Annotated in this window: 11 protein-coding genes; 9 read left to right on the top strand and 2 right to left on the bottom strand. The window is 57.4% G+C overall.

The genetic code is table 11. The features are described 5' to 3' along the window. Positions 1-63 precede the first annotated feature (63 nt). On the bottom strand, positions 64-978 hold the full coding sequence (locus tag PMI23_RS25775; RefSeq protein WP_177321073.1) for a DMT family transporter: 915 nt from the start codon (positions 976-978) through the stop codon (positions 64-66). A 114-nt stretch (positions 979-1,092) separates the two neighbouring features. On the opposite strand from PMI23_RS25775, the gene PMI23_RS25780 reads away from it, so the two are divergent. Beyond that, positions 1,093-2,502, top strand: coding sequence for an aminotransferase-like domain-containing protein (locus PMI23_RS25780; protein ID WP_007916422.1), 1,410 nt, complete (start codon positions 1,093-1,095; stop codon positions 2,500-2,502). A 123-nt stretch (positions 2,503-2,625) separates the two neighbouring features. Here the strand turns inward: PMI23_RS25780 and ppsR are convergent, their stop codons facing one another. Next, on the bottom strand, positions 2,626-3,444 hold the full coding sequence (ppsR, locus tag PMI23_RS25785) for a posphoenolpyruvate synthetase regulatory kinase/phosphorylase PpsR (RefSeq protein ID WP_007916411.1): 819 nt from the start codon (positions 3,442-3,444) through the stop codon (positions 2,626-2,628). A 174-nt stretch (positions 3,445-3,618) separates the two neighbouring features. On the opposite strand from ppsR, the gene ppsA reads away from it, so the two are divergent. The 8 genes from ppsA (at position 3,619) to PMI23_RS25825 (ending at position 11,774) form a co-directional block, all read left to right on the top strand. Beyond that, positions 3,619-5,994, top strand: a complete 2,376-nt coding sequence (gene ppsA / locus PMI23_RS25790; RefSeq protein ID WP_007916410.1) for a phosphoenolpyruvate synthase — start codon at positions 3,619-3,621, stop codon at positions 5,992-5,994. Between the two features lie 96 nt (positions 5,995-6,090). Beyond that, positions 6,091-7,080, top strand: a complete 990-nt coding sequence (locus PMI23_RS25795; protein ID WP_007916409.1) for an alpha/beta fold hydrolase — start codon at positions 6,091-6,093, stop codon at positions 7,078-7,080. 225 nt (positions 7,081-7,305) lie between these two features. Beyond that, positions 7,306-7,797: a ribonuclease E activity regulator RraA gene (gene rraA / locus PMI23_RS25800; protein WP_007916407.1), complete on the top strand. Its 492-nt coding sequence runs from the start codon at positions 7,306-7,308 to the stop codon at positions 7,795-7,797. Positions 7,798-7,819: 22 nt separating this feature from the next. Then, positions 7,820-8,815, top strand: a complete 996-nt coding sequence (locus tag PMI23_RS25805; RefSeq protein WP_007916404.1) for a zinc transporter ZntB — start codon at positions 7,820-7,822, stop codon at positions 8,813-8,815. A gap of 63 nt (positions 8,816-8,878) precedes the next feature. Beyond that, positions 8,879-9,124 (top strand): hypothetical protein, encoded by a 246-nt coding sequence (locus PMI23_RS25810; RefSeq protein ID WP_007916402.1) that lies wholly within the window; start codon positions 8,879-8,881, stop codon positions 9,122-9,124. 2 nt (positions 9,125-9,126) lie between these two features. Then, positions 9,127-9,951, top strand: a complete 825-nt coding sequence (locus tag PMI23_RS25815; protein WP_007916401.1) for a mechanosensitive ion channel family protein — start codon at positions 9,127-9,129, stop codon at positions 9,949-9,951. A gap of 90 nt (positions 9,952-10,041) precedes the next feature. After that, a complete protein-coding gene (gene sigX, locus PMI23_RS25820) occupies positions 10,042-10,632 on the top strand; it encodes an RNA polymerase sigma factor SigX (protein ID WP_011333251.1) in 591 nt (196 codons plus the stop codon). Between the two features lie 107 nt (positions 10,633-10,739). Then, a complete protein-coding gene (locus PMI23_RS25825; protein WP_007916399.1) occupies positions 10,740-11,774 on the top strand; it encodes an OmpA family protein in 1,035 nt (344 codons plus the stop codon). Positions 11,775-11,905 lie beyond the last annotated feature (131 nt).

The following is an 11,905-nucleotide window of genomic DNA, read 5'->3' on the forward strand; positions in this document are numbered from 1 at the left end:
GCTGCGATCTTTTGACTTTGATTGTAAAAAACAAGATCAAAAGATCGCAGCCTTCGGCAGCTCCTACACGGACCGCGTACGCCATTTTTCGATGGGCAATTTGGTGATCGCAAAGCCGCTCAATAAAATCGCCGAATAGATCATCAGCTCCCGGGACAGGGTTTGTCCCTCGTACCAGGCGCCGATGATCACGGCAAACACCGGGAAAATGATAAACACGAACGACAGGATGATTGGGCTTAGGCGTTTAAGCAGCAAAAAGTAAACGATGAATCCGCCGACCGAGGCCACCAGCCCGAGATAGAACAGGGCGGCCCACGAGCGTGTTGTCACTTGCGCAAACACCGGCGTTTCGACGCTCAATCCGACAATAAATAACATCGCCCCGGCAATGCCGATCGGCAGCGTGTTGTAGGTAATCACGCTGATCGCGCTGCCATGTTTTTTCGTCACCACGTAACACAGCGCATGCATCACCGCCGCACACAGAATCGCCAACACGCCAAGCCATTCGGCCTGATCCAGATGCAGACCCTGGCTGCGAATAATCATGAACAGACTGCCGAAACCGATCGCGATACCGAGCATTTGCGACGGGTAGATTTTCTCGCGCAGAAACAGCGCGGAAAACAGCAGGATAAACACCGGCATGCAACTGAACAGCAGCGCTGTCAGGCCGGACGACACGTGCATCTCGCCATAGTTGAGCAGGTAGTAGGGCAGACTGAAATACGACAGCGTGACGAACACAAAAAACCAGCGGCTTGGTCGAGGAAACAACAGCGGTTCCTTGCGCAACAGCGCAAAGCTCAGGAACAGCGGGAAGGCGATCAGAAAGCGCAGGCCGGCGGCGGTCAGCGGTGGCACGCTTTCCACCGCAATCTTGATCCCCAGCCACGTCGTACCCCAACTCAGGCAGACGATCAGAAACAGCGTGCTGGTGAGCAATCCGGCTAGCCAGGATTTGCTGATGTTCATCGGTGTGCTGACGACGGTCGACATGCGGCGTGCTCCGAACGGTGGAATTGACCTGATCGTGGAAACGGTCTATTTCTGATTGAACCTGTTTTCAGCACGCTATTCGGGGCGAGAATGACTGTCAAAGTAAGTATTGCCATGGTGTCAATCCTCCGCGACGGCCTCGCCAATGGCGTCGGCGTGAAGTACAAACGCTTGGCCGATGCGGTCGCACAGGCCATCGACGAAGGTGTGATCGATACGGGATGCAAGTTGCCGCCCCACCGATTGCTGGCTGACAGTCTGGGCGTGACCATCGGCACTATCAGCCGTGCTTACGGTGAACTTGAGCGTGTCGGATTGGTGGTTGCTCGCGTAGGAGATGGCACCTATGTGTGTCAGCGCGGGATGGAGCGGCCGCAGGACAAAGGCTTTCGTAATGTCAGCGATGAGCCGTCAGCCTGCTTCGACATGAGCCGCAATCAGCCGATGCCAGGACAAGAGGCGGCGTTCATGAGCCAGAGTCTTCAGGAGCTGGCGAGTGATCCACGGGTGTTACGGCAGTTGACTGGATACACCGCTGAAGGTGGGCTGGCACGGCACCGCTTGGCGGGGGCGGTCTGGTTGCAGCACGGGACGTTTGTCCCGCATGTCGATCAGGTGTTGTGCGTCAACGGCGGCCAACATGGTCTGTTGTGCGCGTTGATGGGTTTGCTCAAGGCCGGCGACACGCTGGTCACCGAGCATTTGTCCTACCCGGGATTGATCGGCGTCGCACGTCAGCTCGGGATAAAACTCATTGGCGCGGCGATGGATGACGAAGGACTTGTGCCGTCGGCACTGGAAGAAATCTGCCGTCAGCATCGCGTTTCTGCACTGTATTGCACCCCAACGATCCAGAATCCTACAGCCGCTGTGATGTCGATCCCACGGCGCGAGGCGATTGCCGACCTCTGTCGCCAGTACAACCTGCTGATCATTGAGGATGAAGCCCATGCCGTGCTGGATCGTCAGCGCCCGTTGCCGCTGAGTTATTTTGCGCCGGAGCGTTCGGTGTTGATCGGCAGTTTGAGCAAAGCGGTTTCCGCGGGTTTGCGCGTCGGTTACCTGCACGCGCCGCAAGCGTTGATCGGGCGTTTGAGTGCCGCCATCCGCGCAACGTGCTGGATGGCCAATCCGTTATCGATGGAAGTGGCCAGTCTGTGGATTGAAAGCGGTATGGCCGAGCGTTTGCTGGACGAACAGATCAGCGAGATCGCTCGGCGCAAGGCTTTGGTGGCACCTGTTCTGCAAGGCTTGGACTACAAGACTCACCCTTACAGTCCGCATTTCTGGGTGCAAGTGCCTGAGCTGTGGCGGGCGTCGCAGATTGCGGCGGAGTTGAAGGAGAACAACTATCTGGTGGCCACCGCTGAGGCGTTTGCGGTCGGGCATGCAGCGGTGCCGCAATTTATTCGGGTGAGTGTGTGTAATGCGGTGGGGGATGATCGGTTGTTGCTTGCAGGGTTTGAAGCTTTAAGCCGGGCACTGACAGAGATCGTGTAATCGTTCATCGCGAGCAGGCTCACTCCTACAATGAATCTCTGTCGTCCACATGATCTGTGCCCGCTGAAGATCAACTGTAGGAGTGAGCCTGCTCGCGATAGCGGTCGCACAGACACCAGCAATCTACTTGAAGCGCCGCTCCACACCTTTCTCCACCAGAATCTTCGCCGAAATCTCTTCCACCGAAAAATGCGTGGAGTTGATGTTCGGGATGTTCTCGCGGCGGAACAGATTCTCCACCTCACGCACTTCGAATTCGCACTGGGCGTAGCTCGAATAACGGCTGTTGGGCTTGCGCTCATTGCGGATAGCGGTGAGGCGGTCCGGGTCGATGGTCAGGCCGAACAGCTTGTGCTGATGGGCGCGCAGGGCCGTTGGCAGGGTCAGGCGCTCCATGTCGTCTTCGGTCAGCGGATAGTTGGCCGCGCGGATGCCGAACTGCATGGCCATGTACAGACACGTCGGCGTTTTACCGCATCGCGACACGCCCACTAGTATCAAATCGGCTTTGTCGTAATAGTGCGTGCGCGCACCGTCGTCATTGTCGAGGGCGAAGTTCACCGCCTCGATGCGCTCCATGTAATTGGAGTTATGCCCGATCGAGTGGGACTTGCCGACGGTGTAGGAAGAATGCTCGGTCAGTTCCTGCTCAAGCGGGGCGAGGAAGGTCGAGAAAATATCGATCATGAAACCATTGGACGTTGCGAGAATCTCACGGATGTCCTGATTGACGATGGTGTCGAAGATGATCGGGCGGAAGCCGTCGGTTTCGGCGGCTTTGTTGATTTGTTGTACCATGGCCCGCGCTTTATCCACGCTGTCGATGTACGGTCGCGTGAATTTGCTGAAGGTAATGTTTTCGAACTGCGCCAGAAGGCTTTGACCCAGGGTTTCGGCAGTGATGCCGGTGCCATCGGAGATGAAGAAAGCAGATCGTTTCATTTGCACCTTGGGCCTTAAGCTAGTAACGAATCTTGGATATGATAGGCGCGATTTGTCGGCCGCGATTGGCCCGCATTCTCACTTATTTTCCAGGTCCAGGCCATACAACCGGCCAAGGCTCCCCCGGGCCGCCGGTTTCTGAGCTTTTCCAACACAGTTAGTGGAGAGATCACCTTGGTAGAGTACGTAGTTTCCCTCGATAAGCTCGGCAAACACGATGTTGAGCATGTGGGGGGCAAGAACGCATCCCTGGGCGAGATGATCAGTAACCTGGCAGGCGCCGGTGTTTCGGTCCCCGGCGGCTTCGCCACGACGGCTCAGGCTTATCGTGATTTCCTCGAACTGAGCGGCCTCAACGACCAGATCCACCAGGCCCTCGACGCGCTCGACGTTGATGACGTCAACGCCCTGGCCAAGACCGGCGCGCAGATCCGTCAATGGATCATGGAAGCCGAATTCCCTGAAAAACTGAATGCCGAAATCCGCACCGCGTTTGCCGCGCTGTCGGCCGGCAACCCTGACGTGGCCGTGGCCGTGCGTTCTTCCGCCACCGCCGAAGACTTGCCGGACGCCTCGTTCGCCGGTCAGCAGGAAACCTTCCTGAACATCCGTGGTGTGGAAAACGTTATCCGCGCCGCCAAAGAGGTGTTCGCTTCGCTGTTCAACGACCGTGCGATTTCCTACCGCGTGCACCAGGGCTTCGACCACAAACTGGTCGCCCTGTCGGCTGGCGTGCAGCGCATGGTGCGTTCGGAAACCGGCACTGCCGGCGTGATGTTCACCCTCGATACCGAATCCGGTTTCCGTGACGTGGTGTTCATCACCGGCGCCTACGGCCTGGGCGAAACCGTCGTACAAGGCGCGGTCAACCCGGACGAGTTCTACGTGCACAAGGGCACGCTGGAGGCCGGTCGCCCGGCGATCCTGCGTCGCAACCTGGGCAGCAAAGCCATCAAGATGATCTACGGCGACGAGGCCAAGGCCGGTCGTTCGGTCAAGACCATCGACGTCGACAAGGCTGACCGCGCGCGTTTCTGCCTGTCCGACGCTGAAGTCAGCGAACTGGCCAAGCAAGCGATGATCATCGAGAAGCACTACGGCTGCCCGATGGACATCGAGTGGGCCAAGGACGGTGACGACGGCAAGTTGTACATCGTGCAGGCGCGTCCGGAAACCGTGAAAAGCCGCACCCAGGCCAACGTCATGGAACGTTACCTGCTGAAAGAAACCGGCACCGTGCTGGTGGAAGGTCGTGCGATTGGCCAGCGTATCGGCGCCGGTAAAGTGCGCATCATCAAGGATGTCTCCGAGATGGACAAAGTCCAGCCGGGCGACGTGCTGGTTTCCGACATGACCGACCCGGACTGGGAACCGGTGATGAAGCGCGCCAGCGCCATCGTCACCAATCGTGGCGGGCGTACTTGCCACGCAGCGATCATCGCTCGCGAGCTGGGCATCCCGGCAGTCGTCGGTTGCGGCAACGCCACCCAATTGCTGAAGGATGGCCAGGGCGTGACCGTGTCCTGCGCTGAAGGCGACACCGGTTACATCTTCGAAGGCGAGCTGGGCTTCGACATCAAGAAGAACTCCGTCGACGCCATGCCGGAGCTGCCGTTCAAGATCATGATGAACGTCGGCAACCCGGATCGTGCCTTCGACTTCGCGCAACTGCCGAACGCCGGTGTCGGCCTGGCCCGTCTGGAGTTCATCATCAACCGCATGATCGGCGTCCACCCGAAAGCGCTGTTGAATTACGACGGTCTGCCACAGGAAATCAAGGACAGCGTCGACAAGCGTATCGCCGGTTACAACGACCCGGTCGACTTTTACGTCGACAAACTGGTGGAAGGCATCAGCACCCTGGCGGCGGCGTTCACGCCGAAGAAAGTCATCGTGCGCCTGTCGGACTTCAAGTCCAACGAATACGCCAACCTGATCGGCGGCAAGCTGTACGAGCCGGAAGAAGAAAACCCGATGCTGGGCTTCCGTGGCGCTTCGCGTTACATCAGCGAATCGTTCCGTGACTGCTTCGAACTGGAATGCCGTGCGCTGAAACGTGTGCGCAACGAGATGGGCCTGACCAACGTCGAAATCATGGTGCCGTTCGTCCGTACCTTGGGCGAAGCGAGTCAGGTCGTCGATCTGCTCGCCGAAAACGGCTTGAAGCGCGGCGAAAACGGTCTGCGCGTGATCATGATGTGCGAACTGCCATCCAACGCGATCCTTGCTGAAGAATTCCTCGAATTCTTCGACGGTTTCTCGATCGGCTCCAACGACTTGACGCAGTTGACCCTGGGTCTGGACCGCGATTCCGGTATCATCGCGCACCTGTTTGACGAGCGAAATCCGGCGGTCAAGAAGCTTCTGGCCAACGCGATTGCCGCGTGCAACAAGGCCGGCAAGTACATCGGTATCTGCGGTCAGGGTCCTTCGGACCACCCGGATCTGGCCAAGTGGCTGATGGAGCAGGGCATCGAAAGCGTGTCGCTGAACCCGGATACCGTGCTGGAAACCTGGTTCTTCCTCGCCGAAGGTCAGACACCGGCTTAAAGAGTATGTGAACGGCCCGCTCCCACAGGGGGCGGGCCTTGAGATTCAAGTAGGGCGGGCTCCTGTAGATGCCGCCCTTTTTTGTGCAAGAGCATTATGCAAAGCAGCAGCAACTTATTTCCTGTCGCCCTGATCAGCGCCGAACGGCGTGGTGATCTGAGCGAAGACGTGTATCGACTGAAACCCGGCAACAGTCCCGACTGGTCCGTGGAAATCGCTGTGACCCGCTTGGGCATGGCCGATGACACGGCGCCTCGCGGTGTGCCGGTGATTTTGCTGCACGGCAGTTTTTCCAATCGACGCTTCTGGTTTTCACCCAAAGGCCTGGGCCTGGGCGCATATCTGACGCGACTGGGGTTCGACGTTTGGATTCCGGAGATGCGCGGTCACGGCCTGTCGCAGCGCAATGAGGAATACCGACGCAACCGTGTCGCCGACTATGCCCGTTACGATCTGCCGGCGATTGCCGCATTCGTGCGAGAGCAGAGCGGGCAGATTCCGCACTGGATCGGCCATTCGCTGGGCGGCATCACCTTGGCCGCGGCGCTCGGTGGCGAATACCTTGGCGAGCCTGCCGTAGCTTCTGCGGCGTTTTTCGGTACTCAGGTCAGCCGCACCTACTGGCCGCTGAAAATCCCGCCAGTGGAGTGGAGTGGGCGCTTTATTCTCAAGCGCTTCGCGCAACTGTCGGGTTCGCGCCTCAAGCGTGGCCCGGAAGATGAGCCGATCGGCCTGGCGCTGGAAAGCATGCGCTGGTACGGCTTGTTCGGCCGTTTTGGCGACAAGGACAAGGATTGGTGGGCGGGTCTGGCGGACGTCAAGGTGCCGGTGCTGGCAGTGACGGCGGCGGGGGATCATCAGGATCCGGCCTGGGCCTGTCGCAAACTGTTCGAACAGATCGGCTCCGAGCACAAGCAATTCGTCAATCTGGGGCGCGAACAGGGTTTCACCGATAATTTCGGTCATGTTGAAATGTTGGTGAGCAAAGCGGCGCAGAATGAAGTGTGGCCCTTGGTAGCGCGCTGGTTGAACGATCAGCACACGCCGTTACTGGGCGAGAAGCCTGATCTGGCTTCTGCGGTCTGAGACGGGGCTGGGTAAAGGGCATTTCGTAAAGGTCGGCTTGCGGCTAAGATATGACGAATTGTGCGGTTCTGGTCATATTCGGTGGCAGTTTAGCGATTACGTTTCAGCGTTTGTTCAGGTTCATTCAGCGAACATTCAATGAGCTAAGGTAAACAGCGACCACCGGAACTCGTCTCTTCAGAACGCGCCATCCTTGATCGTCTTGCTTTTTACAGGAGTTTTTCGATGAACCATTACCTTACGCCTGACCTGTGCGACGCCTATCCGGAGCTGGTGCAGGTGCTGGAACCGATGTTCAGCAATTTCGGCGGCCGTGATTCGTTCGGTGGCGAAATCGTGACCATCAAATGCTTCGAAGACAACTCGCTGGTCAAGGAACAGGCTGAGCTCAAGGGCAACGGCAAAGTGCTGGTGGTCGATGGCGGCGGTTCGCTGCGTCGCGCGCTGCTGGGTGACATGATCGCCGAGAAAGCCGCTAAAAACGGCTGGGAAGGGCTGGTGATCTATGGCTGCATCCGTGACGTCGACGTCATTGCGCAGACCGATCTGGGCGTGCAGGCGTTGGCCAGCCACCCGATGAAAACCGAAAAACGCGGCATTGGTGACCTCAACGTCCCGGTGACTTTCGCCGGTGTGACGTTCCACCCGGGCCACTACATTTATGCGGACAACAACGGCGTGATCGTCTCGCCGACTCCGCTGCAGATGCCTGAATAAGATTTTCGACAAAGGGATGCGGATGTTCGAGGAAGAAAACGCGCAATGGGGGCTGGTGCATGCCCTGGTGCTGGACGGAAAAGGCGGTGCGCGTTCGATAGCCCGGACTGAGCTCGACGATTTGCAGCTGCAGGCCCATGAAAGCCTGTGGCTGCATTGGGATCGCAGCCATCCGCAAACGCAGACCTGGCTGCGCAAATCCAGCGGTCTCAATGAATTCACCTGCGATCTGCTGCTGGAAGAGAACACTCGACCGCGCCTGTTGCCGTTGCCGGATTCCGAGTTGCTGCTGTTTCTGCGTGGGGTCAATCTCAATCCGGGTGCAGAGCCGGAAGACATGGTCTCGGTGCGCATTTTCGCTTCGGCCCAACGGGTGATTTCCCTGCGTTTGCGCCCATTGCGTGCCACCGATGAACTGCTGGTGCAATTGGCGGACGGCAAAGGCCCGAAAACCTCGTCTGAACTTATCCTTTATCTAGCGCAGTTCCTCACCAACAAGGTGCAGGATCTGGTCACTTGCCTCTCGGAAATCGCCGATGAGGAAGAAGAAAAAATGGATGCCGACGAACGGTATACCCCCGAGCATGGCGCCATTCTGCACATCCGCCGCCGGGCCGCTGGGTTGAAGCGTTTTCTTGCGCCGCAGCGGGATATTTTCGGACAACTGACGCGGATAAAACTGCCGTGGTTTGTCGATGACGATGCCGATTACTGGAACGAATTGAACAACAGCCTGACCCGCTATCTCGAAGAACTCGAATTGACCCGAGAGCGCGTGGGGCTTGTGCTGGAGGCTGAAGACCGGCGTTTGAGCGAGCGCATGAATCGCACCATGTACCGCTTCGGCATCATCACCTGCATCTTTTTGCCGATGAGTTTTATCACCGGTCTGCTGGGCATCAACGTCGGCGGAATTCCGTTCTCCAGCAGCCCTTATGGTTTCCTGATCGCCTGCTTGACGGTACTCGCCTTGGCCTTCGGTCAGTGGTGGTTATTCCGTCGTTTGCGCTGGGTCTGAACATGGCGCATGTGACCCGACCAAATCTGCCCGCGTCTTTCACAGACATCACGAGAGGTGCGTATGCACGATCCGTTTGAACAGTCTTTGCGCGACATGCTCAACGCTTCGCCGTCCAGCCGCGACGACGATGCATGCCTGGGCCGCGTACTCAAAACCGCCAACCGCCAGGTCGGCGCCGGTGATCTGTTCAGCCTGCTGGGCCGCTGGCTGCCCGCGCTGATGATCGCCCTGAATAACGGCTCGGCCCATGTCTCGCCGGTTTCCCGTCGTAAACCTACCGCTCGCACTGCTGATAAGGCTGATTGAATATGGAACTCGACCTCTGGACTCAGAGCCTCGTCACTGCAATGACTGCGTTGTGGACCAAAGTAGCCAACTTCATCCCGAACCTGTTCGGCGCACTGGTCGTGCTGCTGTTGGGTTTCGTCGTGGCCAAGCTGCTCGATACCTTGCTCTCCAAGCTGCTCGCCAAACTGGGTCTTGATCGCCTGATGGGCGGTACCGGGCTGACCAAGTTGATGTCGCGTGCGGGGCTGCAAGTTCCGATTTCAACGCTGATCGGTAAAATCGTTTACTGGTTCGTTCTGCTGATTTTTCTGGTTTCTGCAGCAGAATCCCTTGGCCTCGAGCGAGTTTCGGCTACGCTGGATATGTTGGCGCTCTATTTGCCGAAAGTATTCGGCGCGGCGCTGGTGTTGCTGGTGGGTGTTTTGCTCGCACAACTGGCCAACGGGCTGGTGCGCGGGGCGGCAGAAGGCGTAGGCCTGGACTACGCTTCGGGGCTTGGGCGAATTGCCCAGGGGCTGGTGATCATCATCAGCATCTCGGTCGCGATCAGTCAGCTTGAGGTCAAGACCGACCTGCTGAACCATGTGATTGTCATCGTTTTGATTACCGTTGGTCTGGCCGTTGCGCTGGCCATGGGTTTGGGAAGCCGGGAAATTGCCGGTCAGATTCTTGCGGGAATCTATGTGCGTGAGTTGTATCAGGTTGGGCAACAAGTGCGTGTTGGCGAGGTCGAAGGCCAGATCGAGGAGATCGGCACGGTTAAAACCACATTGCTGACCGATGAGGGTGAGCTAGTCTCTCTTTCCAATCGGATCCTGCTGGAACAGCATGTGAGTAGCCGCTAATCCGGCAAACCCTGCTAATGTATGCCGCCGCGAAATGCCAGCTGATGCTGGTCGCGGTGGACATTGACCTGACTGTCGGCACGACTTGTTTTGAATAAAGCCCAAACGCTATCCACGCGCTACGACCCCCGCGAGCTCTCTGATGAGGAGTTGGTCGCGCGCTCGCATACCGAGCTGTTTCACGTAACGCGCGCCTATGAAGAACTGATGCGGCGTTACCAGCGAACATTATTTAACGTTTGTGCGAGATATCTTGGGAACGATCGCGACGCAGACGATGTCTGTCAGGAAGTCATGTTGAAGGTGCTGTATGGCCTGAAGAACTTCGAGGGGAAATCGAAGTTCAAAACGTGGCTCTACAGCATCACGTACAACGAATGTATTACGCAGTATCGGAAGGAACGGCGAAAGCGTCGCTTGATGGACGCATTGAGTCTTGACCCCCTCGAGGAAGCGTCCGAAGAAAAGGCGCCGAAACCCGAGGAGAAGGGCGGGCTTGATCGCTGGCTGGTGTATGTGAACCCGATTGACCGTGAAATTCTGGTGCTTCGATTTGTCGCAGAGCTGGAATTTCAGGAGATCGCAGACATCATGCACATGGGTTTGAGTGCGACAAAAATGCGTTACAAACGTGCTCTAGATAAATTGCGTGAGAAATTTGCAGGCATTGCTGAAACTTAGTTCAGCGCAAATATCTCTTACGTGTAGGCAAGTTCTGATAGACTTGCCGCCGAGTTGTCCCCCGGTTTGCGGGACTGCTTCACAATCACCAGATGGGGATTTAACGGATGAAACTGAAAAACACCTTGGGCTTGGCCATTGGTTCTCTGATTGCCGCCACTTCGTTCGGCGCTCTGGCACAAGGCCAAGGCGCAGTTGAAATCGAAGGCTTCGCAAAGAAAGAACAATTCGACAGCGCTCGTAACTTCAAGAACAACGGCAACCTGTTCGGCGGTTCGATCGGTTACTTCCTGACCGACGACGTTGAACTGCGTCTGGGCTACGACGAAGTGCACAACGTGCGTTCCGACGACGGTCGTAACATCAAGGGCGCGAACACCGCTCTGGACGCTCTGTACCACTTCAACAACCCAGGCGACATGCTGCGTCCGTACGTATCGGCTGGTTTCTCCGATCAGAGCATCGGTCAGAACGGTTCCGGCGGTCGTAACCGTTCCACCTTCGCCAACGTTGGCGGCGGTGCCAAGCTGTACTTCACCGAGAACTTCTACGCCCGTGCCGGCGTTGAAGCTCAGTACAACATCGACCAGGGCGACACCGAGTGGGCTCCTAGCGTTGGTATCGGTGTGAACTTCGGTGGCGGCTCCAAGCCTGCTGCTGCTCCAGTTCCAGCACCAGCTGAAGTCTGCTCCGACAGCGACAACGATGGCGTTTGCGACAACGTTGACAAGTGCCCGGACACCCCAGCCAACGTAACTGTTGACGCTGACGGCTGCCCAGCAGTTGCTGAAGTTGTTCGTGTTGAGCTGGACGTTAAGTTCGACTTCGACAAGTCGGTTGTGAAGCCAAACAGCTACGGCGACATCAAAAACCTGGCTGACTTCATGAAGCAGTACCCATCCACCACCACTACTGTTGAAGGTCACACTGACTCCGTCGGTCCTGACGCTTACAACCAGAAACTGTCCGAGCGTCGTGCAAACGCCGTTAAGCAAGTTCTGACCAACCAGTACGGTGTTGAATCGTCCCGCGTTCAGTCTGTTGGCTACGGCGAATCCCGCCCAGTTGCTGACAACAAAACTGAAGCTGGCCGCGCTGTAAACCGTCGCGTAGAAGCGCAGGTTGAAGCTCAAGCTAAGTAATTAGCTGCCGCTCTGAGAAAAGCCCGGCTTAGGCCGGGCTTTTCTTTGCCTGCGATTTGGCTTTGCAGTTTTAAAAGATCGCAGCCTTCGGCAGCTCCTACATGAAATCTGCATACGTCCTGTAGGAGCTG

This window comes from Pseudomonas sp. GM24, from assembly GCF_000282235.1.
Lineage (GTDB): Bacteria > Pseudomonadota > Gammaproteobacteria > Pseudomonadales > Pseudomonadaceae > Aquipseudomonas.